Here is a 16228-nt window from a genome sequence, read left to right as displayed (position 1 = left end):
GGACGGCATGACCGACAAGCTGAATGAGCTGACCGCCGCGGGCGTGGCGGTCTGGCTCGACGACCTTTCCCGGGTACGACTGAGCTCCGGCGGGCTGGACCAGCTCCGCCGCGAGAAGCACGTGGCCGGCGTCACCACCAACCCGACGATCTTCGCCAAGGCGCTGAGCGACGCCGACGAGTACAACTGGCAGCTGCACGACCTCGCCACCCGTGGCGTCGAGGTCGAGGAGTCGGTGCGCATGCTCACCACGTACGACGTGCGATGGGCCTGCGACGTGATGCGCCCGTCGTACGACGGCAGCGACGGTGTCGACGGCCGGGTCTCCATCGAGGTGGACCCCCGCGTGGCGCACGACAGCGACCGGACGGTGGCCGAGGCGAAGGCCCTGTGGTGGCTGGTCGACCGGCCCAACCTCTACATCAAGATCCCGGCCACCGAGGAGGGCCTGTCGGCGATCACCGACACGCTGGCCGAGGGGATCAGCGTCAACGTCACGTTGATCTTCGGTCTGGACCGCTACTCGGCGGTCATGGAGGCGTTCCTGTCCGGTCTGGAGCAGGCCAAGGCGAACGGCCACGACCTGTCCAAAATCGGCTCGGTCGCGTCGTTCTTCGTCTCCCGGGTCGACTCCGAGGTCGACAAGAGGCTCGAGAAGGTCGGCTCCGACCAGGCGAAGGCCCTCAAGGGCAAGGCCGCTATCGCCAACGCCCAGTTGGCGTACGAGCGCTACGCCGAGGTCTTCTCCTCCGACCGTTGGAAGGCGCTCGCCGCCGCCGGTGCGCACCCGCAGCGGCCGCTGTGGGCGTCCACCTCGACGAAGAACCCGGACTACCGGGACGTCATCTACGTCGAGGAGCTGATCGCTCCCGGCACGGTCAACACCATGCCGGAGTCGGTCATCCACGCGTACGCCGATCACGGCGAGACCCGTGGCGACACCATCACCGGCGCCTACGACGCGGCCCGGAAGGTCTTCGCCGACCTGGAGTCGGTCGGGGTGGACATGGACGACGTGATCGTCACCCTGGAGCGCGAGGGCGTGGAGAAGTTCGAGGCCAGCTGGCAGGAGCTGCTCGACGGGGTTCGCAAGTCCCTGGAGGCGGCGGCCAAGGGCAAGGGTGCCCCGAACAAGGCGGCCAAGGGCAACGCCAAGGCCGCCGAGAAGGCCGGTGGCGCATGAGCGAGCGCAGCGAGCGAATCAGCAAGCTCAGTGCCAAGGTGCCTCATGACGGCACGCAGCGAAGCGGAGTGACGGCATGAGCGATCTACTTTCAGGGCCGGTGGAGGCAGCCGCCGGGCTCGCTGTGTACGGCGCGGACGCGGTCGACAAGGCCGCGCCCGCCTCAACCCGGGACGCGCTGGTCAAGGCCGGCGTCCCGGGCAAGCTGGCGGGCAAGGACGCGAGCCTGTGGGGTCCGGACGCCGAGGCCGAGGCGAAGATCCGGCTGGGCTGGGTGGACACCCACCGGCGCAGCCGTGAACTGCTCGTCCAGTTGGCCGAGCTGACCGCGGAGCTGGCCGACCTGGATCACGTGGTGCTAGCCGGCATGGGCGGCTCGTCGCTCGCGCCCGAGGTGATCACCCGGACGCTGGGTCGCCCGTTGACCGTGCTGGACACCACCGACCCGGGCCAGGTCCGGGCGGCACTCGGTGACCGGCTGGAGCGCACCGTCGTGGTGGTGGCCAGCAAGTCCGGTTCGACGGTGGAGACCGACAGCCACCGGCGAGCGTACTGGCAGGCGTTCCTGGACGCCGGGATGACCGAGGCGGAGGCCGGCCGACACTTCGTCATCGTCACCGACCCGGGTTCGCCACTGGAGGCCACCGCGGTCGAAATGGGCGCGTTCACCGTGATCGCCGACCCGAACGTCGGCGGCCGGTACTCGGCGCTCACCGCGTTCGGTCTGGTGCCCTCGGCGCTGGCCGGGGTCGAGGTCGCGGAACTGCTCGACCAGGCCGACGCGCTGGCCACGTCGCTCGGCGCGGACCAGAACAACCCGGCGCTGGCGTTGGGCGCCGCCCTGGGCGCCGCGGCCACGCTGGCCCGGGACAAGGTCGCCCTGATCTCCGACGGCACCGGCATCGACGGGCTCGGCGACTGGGCCGAGCAGTTGATCGCCGAGTCGACCGGCAAGGCCGGGGTGGGCATCCTCCCGGTGGTCGTGGAGTCTCCGCAGAGCCCCGGCGCCACCGGCGCGGACGTGCTGACCGTCAGCTACGGCGGCGCGCTGGCCCCCGGTGACATGCCGGGCGGCGGGGCCAACCCGGACGTGGCCGTGAACGGCCCGCTGGGCGCGCAGTTCCTGGCCTGGGAGTACGCCACAGCGGTGGCCGCCGTGGTGCTCGGCATCGACCCGTTCAACCAGCCGAACGTCACCGAGTCCAAGGAGAACACCAACAAGATCCTGGCCTCGGGCCTGCCGGCGGAGACGCCGTCGTTCACCGAGGGCGCGATCGAGGTGTACGCCCCGCAGGGCGCCCCCGGGGACCTGGCCGGTGTGCTGCGCTGGCTGCTCGACGGGCTGGGCGACGACGGTTACCTCGCGGTGATGGCGTACCTCGACCGGTTCGCCGACGCCGACACGGCCCGGCTGCGGTCGCTGCTGGCGCAGGCCGGCGGTCGACCGGTCACCTTCGGCTGGGGTCCGCGCTTCCTGCACTCGACGGGCCAGTACCACAAGGGCGGCCCGCAGGTGGGCAGCTACCTCCAGGTGACCGGCGCGGTCGCCGAGGACCTGGCGGTGCCGGGCAAGCCGTACACCTTCGGTGAGTTGCAGGCGGCGCAGGCCGCCGGTGACCGGCAGGCTCTCGCCGGTCGGGAGCGGCCGGTGCTGCGGTTGCACCTGACCGACCGGGCCGCCGGTGTCGCCCAACTACTGGACACGGCCGGTGATCTACGGGCGTGAGGATGGACGACGTGACTGAAGCGGAGCGAGGAGGCGGTTCGGTGAACCCGCTGCGCGACCAGCAGGACCGCCGGCTACCCCGGATCCCGGAGCCCTGCGCTCTGGTGATCTTCGGGGTGACCGGCGACCTGGCCCGCAAGAAGCTGCTCCCCGCGGTCTACGACCTGGCAAACCGGGGGCTGTTGCCGCCGGGCTTCGTGGTGCTCGGTTTCGCGCGCCGCGACTGGGGTGACGGCGACTTCGAGACGTTGGCCTGCGAGGCTGCCCGCAAGCACGCCCGAACCCCGTGGCGGGACGAGGTGTGGGCGCGGCTGGCGGGCAACATCAAGTTCGTCGGCGGGTCGTTCGACGACGACGCCGCCTTCGACACCCTCGCCTCGACGCTGGACGATCTGCGTCAGACCCACGGCATCACCGGCAACGCGGCGTTCTACTTCTCCATCCCGCCGGCCGCGTTCCCCGTCGTGCTCAAGCAGCTGGCCCGCACCGGGATGGCCGACAACGACAAGTCCGGCGGTTGGCGCCGGGTCGTCGTGGAGAAGCCGTTCGGCAACGACCTGCCCTCGGCGAAGGCGCTCAACGAGCTCGTCGACGACGTGTTCACTCGGCAGGACGTCTTCCGGATCGACCACTACCTGGGCAAGGAGACGGTTCAGAACATCCTCGCCCTGCGGTTCGCCAACAACCTGTTCGAGCCGCTGTGGAACTCCAAGTACGTCGACTCGGTGCAGATCACCATGGCGGAGGACGTCGGCATCGGCACCCGCGCCGGCTTCTACGACACCGTCGGCACCGCCCGCGACGTGCTGCAGAACCACCTTCTCCAACTCCTCGCCCTGGTGGCGATGGAGGAGCCGACCAGCTTCGACGCCGACGAGATCCGGGCCGAGAAGTTGAAGGTGCTCAAGGCCATCACCCTGCCCAAGGACGTCGCCCGGGACACCGTGCGCGGTCAGTACCTCCCGGGCTGGGTCGGCGGCGAACGCGCGGTCGGTTACCTGGATGAGCGGGACGTCCCCGCCGGCTCCACCACCGAGACGTACGTGGCGGTGCGGTTGGGCATCCAGAACCGCCGCTGGGCGGAGGTGCCGTTCTACATCCGGGCCGGCAAGCGGCTGCCCCGGCGGGTCACCGAGGTCGCCATCATCTTCAAGAAGGCGCCGCACCTGCCGTTCAACGACGCCGACATGGAGTCGCTGGGCAACAACCAGCTGGTCATCCGCGTGCAGCCGGACGAGGGCGTGGTGCTCAAGTTCGGCTCGAAGGTGCCGGGCACGACCATGGAGGTCCGCGACATCGCGATGGACTTCCAGTACGGCGAGGCGTTCACCGAGTCCAGCCCCGAGGCGTACGAGCGTCTGGTGCTGGACGTGCTGATCGGCGACCGCACCCTGTTCCCGGACGCGGCCGAGGTCGAGCAGAGCTGGCAGGTGATCGACCCCCTGGAGCACGCCTGGGAGGGCACCACCCCGGAGCCGTACCGGGCCGGCGAGTGGGGCCCCCGGGCCTCCGACGAGATGCTGGCCCGCGAGGGCCGCGCCTGGAGAAGAGCATGATCGGGTTGTGGGACACCACCGGCAACGAGGTGGTCAAGGCGCTCGCCGCCGAGCGGCGCAGCGCCGGCGGGGTGGCCAGCGGCATGGCGCTCACCCTCATCGTGGTCGTGGACGAGAAGCGGGTCCGGGAGGCGGAGGCCGCAGCGACGATCGCCGCCGCCGCGCACCCGTGTCGCCTCGTGGTGGTGGTCCGCTCGGAGATCGAGCGGGACCGCAACCGACTGGACGCGGAGATCGTGGTCGGGGGCCGGCTCGGCCCGTGCGAGGCGGTGGTCACCCGGATGTACGGCCGGCTGTCCCTGCACGCCGAGTCGGTCGTGATGCCGCTGCTCGTTCCCGACGTACCGGTTGTCACCTGGTGGCACGGTGAGCCACCGGCGGAGATCGCCACCGACTTCCTCGGGGTGGTTGCCGACCGGAGGATCACCGACTCGGCGCAGGCCGCCGACCCGGTGGAGGCGCTGCGGCAGCGTGCCCGGGACTACGCCCCGGGCGACACCGACCTGGCGTGGACCCGGATCACCCCGTGGCGCACCCTGGTCGCCGGGGCGTTCGACACCACCAGCGCCCAGGTCACCGAGGCGACCATCGTTGCGCCTCCCGCCGACCCGACGGCGGCGCTGATGGCCGGTTGGCTGTCCAGCCGGCTCGGCATCACCCCACGCCGGGTGGACAGCAACGAGTTCCCTCGGATGCGGGAGGTGCAGCTCAGCTGCGCCAACGGCGACCAGCTGACGCTGACCCGCGAGGACAGCCTGGCCGTGTTCCGGCGGACGGGCCAGGACGACCGGGCCCTGCCGCTGGTGCGCCGCCCGCTCGGCGACGAGCTGGCCGAGGAGCTGCGCCGGCTGGACGCCGACCAGGTGTACGCGGAGGCGCTGGGCGCGACGGTCGGGCTGCGGGGGCTGGAGCAGCGCCCCGCGCAGCGGGTTCACGTCTGGAAGGATCCGGCCACCGCGCAGCGCGCCGAGGCCGGCGTGACCGCGCACGTCGGCACGAGCGGCGAGGGCTGAGCCCAGCCGGGGCACAACGTCGGGCAGGGCCGGTACGCACCGGCCCTGCCCCGCAATCTCCGGGGTTTTCGCCCCACCACCTCGGGCACACCGCCCCGGGCACGACAGCGACCGCCCCGCGGTCGGGAAACGAAGGCGTAACCATGAGTGAGGCGAGTGTCGCCGTCCACGCCGACGCCGACCTGCTGGCGCAGGCCGTGGCGGCCCGGTTGCTGGTGAAGCTGCTCGACGCCCAGGCCGACCGGGGCGAAGCCTCGGTGGTGCTCACCGGAGGTCGGGTCGCCGCGGCCGTGTACCGGGCGGTGGCGACGCTGCCCGCCCGCGACGCGGTGGACTGGTCCCGGGTCGACGTGTGGTGGGGCGACGAAAGGTTCCTGCCCGCCGGTGACCCGGACCGCAACGAGACGCAGGCCCGGGCGGCCCTGCTGGACGTGGTGCCACTGGATCCGGCCCGGGTGCACGCGATGCCGGCCTCGGACGGCCCGGCCGGAAACGACCCCGAGGCGGCGGCTGCCGCGTACGCGGAGGAGCTGGCCCGCGCCGCCCGACCCGGGCACGCCACAGTGCCGCACTTCGACGTGCTGATGCTGGGCGTCGGCGAGGACGGCCACGTGGCCTCGGTCTTCCCCGAGCACCCGGTGGGCTACGAGACCCGGCCGGTCAGCGCGGTGCGGGGCAGCCCCAAGCCGCCGCCGACGCGGACCACCCTCACCCTGGCGGCGATCAACACCGCCGAGGAGGTCTGGCTGGTGGCCGCCGGCGCCGACAAGGCTCGCGCGGTGGGTATGGCGTTGGCCGGCGCCGGCCCGGTGCAGTTGCCGGCGGCCGGCGTGCACGGCGTGAACCGCACCCGCTGGCTGCTGGACCGGGCGGCCGCAGCCGACGTACCCGTCCGACTGCGCAGCCTGCGCTGAGCGCGGGGAGGAGCCCGCTACTCGCCGCGTCGACGGCGTAGGGCGGCGAGCGCCTCGGCGAGCAGGGCCTCCCCCTCCTCGGCGGTGCGCCGCTCCTTCACGTACGCCAGGTGGCTCTTGTACGGCTCGGCGCGGACCCGACCCGGCGGGTTCTGGGCGTCCCGACCGGCGGGTAGGCCACAGCGGGGACAGTCCCACAGGGGTGGCGGTTCGACGTCCGCGGCGATCCGGATGTCGACCCGGTGGTCGTTACGGCACCAGTAGCTGACGTCCTGTCGGGGGGCGGGTTGGTGCCGCTCGTCCGGGCGCATCGGTGCGGACCCGACCCGGGCTCCCCGGATAACGTTGCCATTCGGCACGGCTGCTCGCTCCTGTCGTCGGAGGGGACCCGCCGTCTTCGGGGGTGGAGCGGCGGGCGACGCGGTGCAGCGGAGAAAAGCCTGCGCGCGGCCCGTCGAGTGACGAACCGCGCGCAGATTGTACGACTTACTGAACCTGCTCAGGCGCCGCTGTTCATTTGGAGGCGCAGCCAGAGCCCGAGGCCGACGATCGCGGCGAACCAGACGACGCTCACCAGAACGGTGTAGCGGTCCAGGTTCTTCTCCGCGACCGAGGAGCCGGCGAGGCTGGAGCTGACGCCACCGCCGAACATGCTCGACAGACCGCCACCCTTGCCGCGGTGCAGCAGGATCAGCAGGGTGAGCAGAATGCTCGTGATGACCAGCAACACGATCAACGTGTATGCGAACCAGATCGGCATGGCTGGGGTCAGTTCCTCTCGTAGCGATCCTCGCCCGGTCTGATCGGGCACGGCGGCACCGACCGGCGGACGGGCGGTGTCAAGGATACCGAGCGATCAGCGGGCGAGGTGCTCCGGGAACCGGCAGATCTGAGCGAATTCCTCGGCGTCCAGGCTGGCGCCCCCCACCAGGCCCCCGTCCACGTCCGGTTGGGCCATGATCGAGGCGATGTTGGACGCCTTGACCGAGCCGCCGTAGAGAACCCGAACCTGGTCGGCGGTCTCCTGGTCGAAGCGTTCCGCCAGTCGCTGACGTACCGCCCCGCAGACCTCCTGCGCGTCGTCCGGGGTCGCGGTCTTGCCCGTGCCGATCGCCCAGACCGGCTCGTACGCGATCACGACCTGCCGCACCTGCTCGGGGGTGAGCCCGGCGAGGCCCCCGTCGAGCTGGTCGGAGCAGTGCGCCACGTGGGTGCCCTGCTCGCGGACGTCCAGCCCCTCCCCCACGCACAGGATCGGCGTCAGGCCGTGCGTCAGCGCCGCCTTGACCTTGGCGTTGACCAGCACGTCGTCCTCGTGGTGGTAGGCCCGCCGCTCGGAGTGCCCGACCACCACGTACGTGCAGCCGAGCTTGGCCAGCAGCGGCCCGGAGATGTCCCCGGTGTACGCGCCGGACGCGTGCGGGGAGAGGTCCTGCCCGCCGTAGCCGATCAGCAGCTTGTCCCCGTCCACAGCGGTCTGCACGGTGCGCAGGTCGGTGAAGGGCGGCAGCACGACCGTCTCGACGTCGGTGAGCTGCTTCTCGGTGAGGCTCGCCGCCAGCTTCTGCACCAGCAGGTTGGCCTCGAGGTGGTTGAGGTTCATCTTCCAGTTGCCGGCCATCAGCGGCCGGCGGGTGGTGCTCGACATTCAGTTCTCCAGGGCCGCGATGCCGGGGAGGGTCTTGCCCTCGAGGTATTCCAGGGAGGCGCCACCACCGGTGGAGATGTGCCCGAAGGACGACTCGTCCAGCCCCAACGCACGGACCGCGGCTGCACTGTCACCGCCGCCGACGACGCTGAACGCGTCGGCCTTGGTGATCGCCTCGGCGATCCCCCGGGTGCCCGCCGCGAAGGCCGGCATCTCGAACACGCCCATCGGGCCGTTCCAGAAGATCGTCTTCGCCTGGGACAGCGCGGCGCTGAAGCCGGCCACCGTCTCCGGGCCGACATCCAGGCCGAGCCGGTGGCTCGGGATGCCGTCGACCCGGACCGTGTCGTGCGCCGCGTCCGGAGCGAACGCGTCCGCGACCACCACGTCGACCGGCAGCATGATCTTGCCGCCGGACCGCTCCAGCAGGTTGCGGCAGGTGTCGACCATGTCCTTCTCCAGCAGCGAGGTGCCCACCTCCAGGCCCTGGGCCTTGAGGAAGGTGAAGCACATCCCGCCACCGATGAGCAGCCGGTCGACCGTCGGCAGCAGAGCCTCGATCACGGCGAGCTTGTCGGACACCTTCGACCCACCGAGCACCACCACGTACGGGCGTTCGGGGTCACCGGTGAGCTTGGAGAGCACCTCGACCTCACGCAGCACCAGCCGGCCCGCGACGTGCGGCAACCGGGCCGGCACGTCGAAGACACTGGCGTGCTTGCGGTGCACGGCACCGAACGCGTCGTCCACGTACGCGTCGCCGAACGCGGCGAGCTGGTCGGCGAAGGCGCCCCGCTCGGCCTCGTCCTTGCTGGTCTCACCGGCGTTGAAACGCAGGTTCTCCAGAAGGGCGACCTGACCGTCGGCCAGGTCGGCGACGGTGGAGCGGGCGGAATCACCGACGGTGTCGGTGGCGAAGTGCACCGGCGCGCCGAGCAGCTCACCGAGCCGCCCGGCGACCGGACCCAGGCTGAACTGCGGGTCCGGAGCGCCCTTCGGGCGACCCAGGTGCGAGCAGACGACCACCTTCGCACCGGCCTCGACCAGCGCGCCGAGAGTCGGCAGCACCGCGCGGATCCGGCCGTCATCTGTGATGGCACCGGTCTGCTTGTCGAGCGGGACGTTCAGGTCGGCGCGCACCAGCACGCGCCGACCCGACACCCCCTCGGCGAGCAGGTCGTCGAGGGTCCGGATGCTCACAGCGACGAACCGACCAGCTTGACGAGGTCGACCAGGCGGTTGGAGTAGCCCCACTCGTTGTCGTACCAGCCGACGACCTTGACCTGGTTGCCGACGACCTTGGTCAGCGGCGCGTCGAAGATGCACGACGCCGGGTCGGTCACGATGTCGGTGGAGACGATCGGGTCCTCGTTGTAGACCAGGATGCCCTTGAGCGGGCCGTCCGCGGCGGCCTTCAGCGCGGCGTTGACATCGTCCACGGTGGTCTCGCGACCCACGTTGACGGTGAGGTCGGTGACCGAGCCGGTCGGGATCGGCACCCGCAGGGCGTACCCGTCGAGCTTGCCCTTGAGGTCCGGCAGGACCAGGCCGATCGCCTTGGCGGCGCCGGTCGAGGTCGGGACGATGTTCAGCGCGGCGGCCCGGGCGCGACGCAGGTCAGAGTGCGGCGCGTCCTGGAGGTTCTGGTCCTGGGTGTACGCGTGGATCGTCGTCATCAGACCGTGCTGGATGCCGAACGTGTCGTGCAGGACCTTCGCCATCGGGGCGAGGCAGTTGGTGGTGCACGAGGCGTTGGAGATGATGGTGTGCTTCGCCGGGTCGTAGGTGTCGTGGTTGACACCCATGACGACGGTGACGTCCTCGTTCTTCGCCGGGGCGGAGATGATGACCTTCTTGGCCCCACCGTCGACGTGCGCCTTGGCCTTGGTGGCGTCGGTGAAGAAGCCGGTCGACTCGATGACGACGTCGGCGCCGACCTCGCCCCACGGCAGCTTCGACGGGTCCTTCTCGGCGTACGCCTTGATGGTCTTGCCACCGACGGTGATCTCGTCGGCGGTGGCCTTGACCTCGTAGGGCAGGCGACCGAGGATGCTGTCGTACTTGAGCAGGTGGGCGAGCGTGGCGTTGTCGGTCAGGTCGTTCACCGCCACGACCTCGATGTCGGCGTCAGACGCCAGCACTGCCCGGAAGAAGTTACGGCCGATTCGGCCGAAGCCGTTGATGCCAACCCGGATGGTCACAGGTCCCATCTCCTCGCGTTCTGGTCCGCCGGCTTCAGACAACGGGCCGGCGGGAATGGTGTGCGCCGACCGTTGGAGCCGGCCGTCGACGGTTCATCTCGGCCACCCCGCCGCGCGGTCTGAGGACCTGACCGCCCGAGGCGGTGGGGCACGACGAGGAGTGCCGGGTGTCGGCCCCCTTGCCGTACGCAGCGACCCTATCCGAGCGTGCGAGACCACGCTGCGCCGGGTCGTGCTCCCGGGCGCACCGTGCGGCCCCACCGTCCTATCAGACCACGAGCATGTCGGGCGTGACGGCTGCTTCCGTATCCGGGATGCCAAGGTCGCGGGCCCGCTTGTCGGCCAGCGCCAGGAGCCGGCGGATCCGCCCCGCGATGGCGTCCTTGGTCAGCGGGGGGTCGGCCAGGGCCCCCAACTCCTCCAGCGACGCCTGCCGGTGCTCCAGGCGCAGCCGACCGGCGTCGGTCAGGTGGTTGGGCGCCTCGTCGGCGAGGATCTCCAGCGCACGGGTGACCCGGGCGGCGGCGGCGACCGCCGCCCGCGCCGAACGGCGCAGGTTGGCGTCGTCGAAGTTGGCGAGCCGGTTGGCGGTGGCCCGCACCTCGCGGCGTACCCGACGCTCCTCCCAGGCCAGCACGCTGGAGTGCGCGCCGATCCGGGTGAGCAGCGCGGCGATCGCGTCACCGTCCTTGACGACCACCCGGTCCACCCCGCGTACCTCACGGTTCTTCGCGGTGATGCCGATCCGGCGGGCCGCGCCGACCAGCGCCAACGCCGACTCCGGCCCCGGGCAGGTGATCTCCAGCGCGCTGGAGCGGCCCGGCTCGGTGAGCGAGCCGTGGGCCATGAACGCGCCCCGCCACGCGGAGACGGCGCAGCAGACGTTGGCCGCCACCACGTGCGGGGGCAGCCCGCGCACGGGGCGACCCCGCACGTCGAGCAGACCGGTCTGCCGCGCCAGGGCCTCGCCGTCCTTGACCACCCGCACGATGAAGTGGCTGCCCTTGCGCAGCCCACCGGAGGCCAGCACGTGGATCTCGCTGGGGTAGCCGTAGACCTCGGCGATCTCCCGGCGCAGCCGCCGGGCCACCGCCCCGGTGTCCAGTTCAGCCTCCACCACCACGCGGCCGGAGACGATGTGCAGCCCGCCAGCGAAGCGCAGCAGCGCGGCCATCTCCGCCCGTCGGCAGCAGGGCTTGGGCACGTCGACCCGACTCAGCTCGTCCTTGACCGCGGCCGTCATCGCCATTGTGCGTCCCCTCACGGACCTGTTCCGGCGTGTCGCCGGAGATTACGTACGTGTCTAACGATCGGCGCCCAGGACAGGCACCAGCGCGGCGCCCAGGGCAGCCGGATCATGGCGGGGAGTCCCGTCGACAACGGCGACGGGGGCGAGGACCAGGCGGGCACCCAGCGATTCTGCCGCACGTTCGACCGGTTCGGGGTCACCCACCGCCTTGGCATCGGCGAGCACAAGATCCACCTTGAGCTCGGGCAGGTACCAGTGCAGCGCCGCGAGATGGTCGGCGACGGAGAGCCCGAGGGTCTCCTTCTCCGCGGCGAGGTTCAGCGTGACCAGCCGCCGGGCCGAGGTGGACACGATCGCGTCGGCCAACTGCGGCACCAGCAGGTGCGGAAGCACGCTGGTGTACCAACTGCCCGGCCCGAAGATCAACCAGTCGGCCGCCCGGATCGCCTCGATGGCCTCGGCGCAGGCCGGTGGGGCGCTCGGGCTGAGACGCAGCGACTCGACCCGCCCCGTGGTGACGGCCACCTGGTGCTGGCCACTCACAGTGCGCACCTCGTCGGGGGCGGCCGGGTCGGCACCGCGTACCCGGGCCTCGATGCCGACCGGTTGGCGCGACATCGGCAACACCCGGCCGACCGCGCCGAGCATCGCGCCGGCGTGCTCCAGCGCGGCCACCGGGTCGCCGAGCAGCTCCATGAGGCCGCAGAGCACCAGGTTGCCCACCGCGTGCCCGGTCAGACCGTCGTTCCCGGCCGACGCCCCGTCGGTGCCGCGCAGGACCGCGTCGGTGCCACGCGGGGCTGTGTTCGTGCCGCGCGGAGCAGCGCCGTCCCGGTCCGGGTCGTCGCCCGCCGCCGGGCCCGAGCCGGTCGCGCCGGATCCGGGTACGCCCACCGGTACGGCGGCGAAGCGGTGCTGGAACAGCCCGGCGCTGCGCCGGGTGGCCGGGTGGTCCCCGGCCAACGCCACCAGCGCCTGGCGCAGATCTCCCGGCGGCAGGCCACCCCGCTCGGCCCGCAGCCGGCCACTGGAGCCGCCGTCGTCACCCACCGTGACCACCGCGGTGATGTCGAGGTCGAGTTCGGGAGCACAGTGGCGCAGCGCACGCAACGAGGCGGACAGGCCGTGCCCGCCGCCGAACGCCACCACCCGCCGGGCCGTCATTCCCGCCCCAGGTCGCGGTGCTGGGCGTTCGCCGCCAACCCGGAGTGACGCAGTCGGCTGGCCAACTCCTCGGCGATGGCCACGCTGCGGTGCTTGCCGCCGGTGCAGCCCACGGCGACCGTGAGGTACCGCTTGCCTTCCCGCTCGAAGCCGGTCGTGGTGGCGTTGACCAGGTCGGCGTACGAGGCGACGAAGGCGTCCGCGCCCTCCTGACCCAGCACGTACGCGCTGACCGCCTCCTCGCGCCCGGTGTGCTCACGCAGCTCCGGAACCCAGTACGGGTTCGGCAGGAAGCGGGCGTCCAACACGAAATCGGCGTCCGGTGGCAGGCCGTACTTGAAGCCGAACGACAACACCGTGACCCGCAGCCGGCGGGCGTCCTCGCCGCCGAACAGCTCCTCGATGCGGCGCCGGAGCTGGTTGACGTTCAGGTGGCTGGTGTCGATGATCACGTCGGCCTGGTCGCGGGCCTCCTCCAGCAGGCCGCGCTCCACGGCGATGCCGTCGGCCAGCCGCCCGTCACCCTGCAACGGATGCGAACGCCGAACGCTCTCGAACCGCCGGATCAGCACCTCGTCGTCGGCGTCGACGAAGACCACCCGGGGCGAGAATCCGCGCTCCTTGAGCTCCCGGATCGCCCCGGCCAGGTCGGTGGAGAAGGCCCGCGACCGCACGTCCAGCACCATTGCGGTACGCCGGGCCGCGCCGCCCGCCTTGAACGCCAGCTCGGCCATGTCCAGCATCAGGGCCTGCGGCAGGTTGTCCACGACGTAGTAGCCGACGTTCTCCAACGCCCGGGCCACCGTGCTGCGGCCACCCCCGGAGACGCCGGTGACCACCACGAGAGTGGTCTCCGACTCAGCCGCCATCTGCTCGTCACCGGCATCCGGGCCGTCGATCCGGTCACCGGCTGTGCGCGCCTCGCTCACCCGTACCCCCAAGCCGTGGCGCCGCGGCCGCCCTCGGCCGCGATTGGTCAATCAGCGACTCTATCCCGCCGCCGGGTCGAGACCCGGCACCCGTGGCCGGGCGGCGGCCGCAGACCGCTTCGAGGGTCGTCCTCCCGACAGCCCGCACGCTTGATGACGATCAGTAGTTGTCAATACGCTCAGCGTGATCGTCGCAGGTCAGACCGACATCTGGAGGGTGCGATGCACGACCTGGCGGACAAGAACAAGTACGTCGGCTTCCTGTTCATGCGAATCAGCCCCGAGTACTTCGCCCTCGGTCGCGAGGGCATCCACGAGATCTCCGCAGAGCACGCCCGAGACCTGGGCCGCTTCGCCAAGCAGCTCACCCACGTCGTCTGCACCGGAGTGAACGGCAAGTACGACCAGGTCACCATGGTCGAGGCCGACACCCTCGAGGAGATCAACGCGGCGGCCACCGCCTTCCGCATGGGCAACAAGGCCCGCTACATCGAGATCGTCGACATCGTGGTGGGGATGAAGCCCCGCCGCGCGGCCTGGCCAACCGGTCCAGCCAGCCCGGCTGACCGCGTCGCCCGTCCGGCCCACCCGACCCGGGTGCGCCGGGCGGGTGCTGTCGGGGTGGGCTCGTAGACTCCCCGGATGGCTTCTCCCACCGACCTGCGGGCCGAGGACGCGCTGCCGGTGCTGCGCCGGGTGTTCGGCTACGACGCCTTCCGCGGTTTCCAGCAGGACGTGATCGACCATGTGGTCGCCGGCGGCGACGCGCTGGTGTTGATGCCCACCGGTGGCGGCAAGTCCCTCTGCTACCAGATCCCGGCCCTGGTCCGCGACGGGGTCGCCGTCGTCGTGTCCCCACTGATCGCGCTCATGCAGGACCAGGTGGACGCCCTCACCGCGGTCGGCGTACGCGCCGGGTTCCTCAACTCGACCCAGACCCTGGACGCGCGGCGGCGGGTGGAGGCCGCCTTCGTCGCCGGCGAACTGGACCTGCTCTACCTGGCCCCGGAGGCGCTCGGCGTCCGATCCACCCTCGCCCTGCTCGACCGGGGCCGCATCTCCCTGTTCGCGATCGACGAGGCGCACTGCGTGTCCCAGTGGGGGCACGACTTCCGCCCCGACTATCTCGCGCTCTCGATGCTGCACGAACGCTGGCCGCAGGTCCCCCGCATCGCCCTGACCGCGACCGCGACCAGCGCCACCCGCACCGAGATCGCGACCCGGCTCAAACTCGACGACGCCCGGCACTTCGTGGCCAGTTTCGACCGGCCCAACATCCAGTACCGGATCGTGCCCAAGCGGGAGCCCCGCAAGCAGTTGCTGACCCTGCTGCGCGACGAGCACCCCGGCGACGCCGGCATCGTCTACTGCCTGTCCCGGGCCTCGGTCGACAAGACGGCGGAGTTCCTCACCGCCAACGGGGTCGCCGCACTGCCGTACCACGCAGGGCTGGACGCGGGCACCCGCGCTCGCAACCAGCAGCGCTTCCTGCGGGAAGACGGCCTGGTCATGGTGGCCACCATCGCCTTCGGCATGGGCATCGACAAGCCCGACGTCCGGTTCGTCGCCCACCTCGACCTGCCCAAGTCCGTCGAGGGCTACTACCAGGAGACCGGCCGCGCCGGCCGTGACGGCCTTCCGTCCACCGCCTGGCTGGCGTACGGGCTTCAGGACGTGGTCCAGCAACGCAAGATGATCGAGACGTCCGACGGGGACCTCGCCCACCGCCGGAACCTGGCCGCCCACCTGGATGCGATGCTCGCCCTCTGCGAGACGGTTCGCTGCCGGCGGGTCCAACTGCTCGAATACTTCGGCGAGACGACGACGGCCGCCTGCGGCAACTGCGACACCTGCCTCACCCCACCAGAGTCCTGGGACGGCACCGTCGCCGCCCAGAAGTTGCTCTCCACCGTCTTTCGCCTCGACCGCGAACGCAACCAGCGCTTCGGCGCCGGGCACTGCATCGACATCCTGCTCGGCAAGCAGAACGACAAGATCAGCCAGTACGGTCACGACTCGCTGACCGTCTTCGGCATCGGCTCCGAGCTCAGCGAGGCCGAGTGGCGGGGCGTGGTCCGGCAACTGCTCGCCGAAGGGCTCCTCGCCGTGGAGGGCGACTACGGCACGCTGGCGCTGACCGAGGCGAGCGCCGACGTCCTCGCTCGCCGCCGTACGGTCACCATGCGCCGCGAGCCGGAGAAGCCGGCATCGAGCCGCTCATCGAAGCCGCGCGGCGCGTCCACCGTCGTGGCCGAGCTGACCCCGGCCGCCGCGTCACTGTTCGAGCGGCTGCGAGCCTGGCGCGCGACCACCGCCAAGGAGCAGGGCGTCCCGGCGTACGTCATCTTCCACGACGCCACGCTGCGACAGATCGCCAGCGACGCGCCCAGCACGCTGGCCGACCTGTCCCGGGTCAGCGGAGTCGGCGAGAACAAACTCGCCAAGTACGGCGAGCAGATCCTGACCGTCCTCGCCACCGACTGAGGTCACGACGAAGGGCCGGGCCCCGTGGTGGGGTCCGGCCCTTCAGCGTGTGCTGGTGTGCGGGTGGTGTGTGGGGTCAGCTGGTGGCGTAGCCGCGGGTGGCGATCCAGTCGGCGAGGTGCTCGGTGCTGATCCAGTAGGAGGCGGTGTTCGGGTCGGCG

15 protein-coding genes and 1 pseudogene are annotated in these 16228 nt (G+C 71.3%); 7 read left to right on the top strand and 9 right to left on the bottom strand.

From position 1 onward, the window contains the following. Window positions 1-7 precede the first annotated feature (7 nt). From tal to pgl, 5 genes are all read left to right on the top strand, one after another. Window positions 8-1183: a transaldolase gene (gene tal, locus ACIA47_RS31660; protein WP_203126122.1), complete on the top strand. Its 1176-nt coding sequence runs from the start codon at window positions 8-10 to the stop codon at window positions 1181-1183. 76 nt (window positions 1184-1259) lie between these two features. Then, window positions 1260-2909, top strand: a complete 1650-nt coding sequence (locus tag ACIA47_RS31655) for a glucose-6-phosphate isomerase (protein ID WP_396712047.1) — start codon at window positions 1260-1262, stop codon at window positions 2907-2909. Between the two features lie 2 nt (window positions 2910-2911). Then, on the top strand, window positions 2912-4465 hold the full coding sequence (zwf, locus tag ACIA47_RS31650; protein ID WP_203126123.1) for a glucose-6-phosphate dehydrogenase: 1554 nt from the start codon (window positions 2912-2914) through the stop codon (window positions 4463-4465). After that, entirely contained in the window at window positions 4462-5478 is a 1017-nt protein-coding gene (locus tag ACIA47_RS31645) for a glucose-6-phosphate dehydrogenase assembly protein OpcA (RefSeq protein WP_396712044.1), read from the top strand. Before zwf ends, ACIA47_RS31645 begins: the two co-directional genes overlap by 4 nt. 143 nt (window positions 5479-5621) lie before the next feature. Further along, window positions 5622-6392, top strand: coding sequence for a 6-phosphogluconolactonase (gene pgl, locus ACIA47_RS31640; RefSeq protein WP_396712042.1), 771 nt, complete (start codon window positions 5622-5624; stop codon window positions 6390-6392). A 17-nt stretch (window positions 6393-6409) separates the two neighbouring features. Here the strand turns inward: pgl and ACIA47_RS31635 are convergent, their stop codons facing one another. From ACIA47_RS31635 to rapZ, 8 genes are all read right to left on the bottom strand, one after another. Beyond that, window positions 6410-6751: an RNA polymerase-binding protein RbpA gene (locus ACIA47_RS31635; protein WP_091403668.1), complete on the bottom strand. Its 342-nt coding sequence runs from the start codon at window positions 6749-6751 to the stop codon at window positions 6410-6412. A 140-nt stretch (window positions 6752-6891) separates the two neighbouring features. Then, window positions 6892-7152: a preprotein translocase subunit SecG gene (gene secG, locus ACIA47_RS31630; protein ID WP_030337344.1), complete on the bottom strand. Its 261-nt coding sequence runs from the start codon at window positions 7150-7152 to the stop codon at window positions 6892-6894. Window positions 7153-7248: 96 nt separating this feature from the next. Then, window positions 7249-8040: a triose-phosphate isomerase gene (tpiA, locus tag ACIA47_RS31625; RefSeq protein WP_396712040.1), complete on the bottom strand. Its 792-nt coding sequence runs from the start codon at window positions 8038-8040 to the stop codon at window positions 7249-7251. Then, window positions 8041-9240: a phosphoglycerate kinase gene (locus ACIA47_RS31620; RefSeq protein WP_088949252.1), complete on the bottom strand. Its 1200-nt coding sequence runs from the start codon at window positions 9238-9240 to the stop codon at window positions 8041-8043. Continuing rightward, window positions 9237-10241 (bottom strand): type I glyceraldehyde-3-phosphate dehydrogenase, encoded by a 1005-nt coding sequence (gene gap / locus ACIA47_RS31615; RefSeq protein WP_396712038.1) that lies wholly within the window; start codon window positions 10239-10241, stop codon window positions 9237-9239. The genes ACIA47_RS31620 and gap overlap by 4 nt, the downstream gene beginning before the upstream one ends. Before the next feature lie 268 nt (window positions 10242-10509). Beyond that, a complete protein-coding gene (gene whiA / locus ACIA47_RS31610) occupies window positions 10510-11490 on the bottom strand; it encodes a DNA-binding protein WhiA (protein ID WP_030337350.1) in 981 nt (326 codons plus the stop codon). A gap of 54 nt (window positions 11491-11544) precedes the next feature. Beyond that, window positions 11545-12654: a 2-phospho-L-lactate transferase CofD family protein gene (locus ACIA47_RS31605; RefSeq protein ID WP_396712035.1), complete on the bottom strand. Its 1110-nt coding sequence runs from the start codon at window positions 12652-12654 to the stop codon at window positions 11545-11547. Next, window positions 12651-13523: an RNase adapter RapZ gene (gene rapZ / locus ACIA47_RS31600; RefSeq protein WP_396712115.1), complete on the bottom strand. Its 873-nt coding sequence runs from the start codon at window positions 13521-13523 to the stop codon at window positions 12651-12653. Before rapZ ends, ACIA47_RS31605 begins: the two co-directional genes overlap by 4 nt. Window positions 13524-13805: 282 nt before the next feature. Here rapZ and ACIA47_RS31595 point away from each other — a divergent pair, with 282 nt between their 5' ends. Continuing rightward, window positions 13806-14216, top strand: coding sequence for a hypothetical protein (locus ACIA47_RS31595; RefSeq protein ID WP_396712033.1), 411 nt, complete (start codon window positions 13806-13808; stop codon window positions 14214-14216). A 9-nt stretch (window positions 14217-14225) separates the two neighbouring features. Beyond that, on the top strand, window positions 14226-16067 hold the full coding sequence (gene recQ / locus ACIA47_RS31590; protein WP_396712031.1) for a DNA helicase RecQ: 1842 nt from the start codon (window positions 14226-14228) through the stop codon (window positions 16065-16067). A gap of 76 nt (window positions 16068-16143) precedes the next feature. Here recQ and ACIA47_RS31585 read toward each other — a convergent pair. Next, window positions 16144-16228 (bottom strand): annotated as a pseudogene (locus tag ACIA47_RS31585) (phytochelatin synthase); the annotation flags it as partial.

The organism is Micromonospora sp. NPDC051227, from assembly GCF_044455385.1.
Taxonomy (GTDB): Bacteria; Actinomycetota; Actinomycetes; order Mycobacteriales; family Micromonosporaceae; genus Micromonospora.
This window is presented reverse-complemented; position numbering and strand designations above follow the sequence as displayed.

Coding starts and splice junctions, on each gene's coding strand:
- ACIA47_RS31595 (WP_396712033.1), top strand. CDS start 13,806: ATGCACGACCTGGCGGACAAGAACAAGTACGTCGGCTTCCTGTTCATG.
- ACIA47_RS31655 (WP_396712047.1), top strand. CDS start 1,260: ATGAGCGATCTACTTTCAGGGCCGGTGGAGGCAGCCGCCGGGCTCGCT.
- recQ (WP_396712031.1), top strand. CDS start 14,226: ATGGCTTCTCCCACCGACCTGCGGGCCGAGGACGCGCTGCCGGTGCTG.
- zwf (WP_203126123.1), top strand. CDS start 2,912: ATGGACGACGTGACTGAAGCGGAGCGAGGAGGCGGTTCGGTGAACCCG.
- tpiA (WP_396712040.1), bottom strand. CDS start 8,040: ATGTCGAGCACCACCCGCCGGCCGCTGATGGCCGGCAACTGGAAGATG.
- pgl (WP_396712042.1), top strand. CDS start 5,622: ATGAGTGAGGCGAGTGTCGCCGTCCACGCCGACGCCGACCTGCTGGCG.
- secG (WP_030337344.1), bottom strand. CDS start 7,152: ATGCCGATCTGGTTCGCATACACGTTGATCGTGTTGCTGGTCATCACG.
- ACIA47_RS31605 (WP_396712035.1), bottom strand. CDS start 12,654: ATGACGGCCCGGCGGGTGGTGGCGTTCGGCGGCGGGCACGGCCTGTCC.
- tal (WP_203126122.1), top strand. CDS start 8: ATGACCGACAAGCTGAATGAGCTGACCGCCGCGGGCGTGGCGGTCTGG.
- rapZ (WP_396712115.1), bottom strand. CDS start 13,523: ATGGCGGCTGAGTCGGAGACCACTCTCGTGGTGGTCACCGGCGTCTCC.
- ACIA47_RS31645 (WP_396712044.1), top strand. CDS start 4,462: ATGATCGGGTTGTGGGACACCACCGGCAACGAGGTGGTCAAGGCGCTC.
- whiA (WP_030337350.1), bottom strand. CDS start 11,490: ATGGCGATGACGGCCGCGGTCAAGGACGAGCTGAGTCGGGTCGACGTG.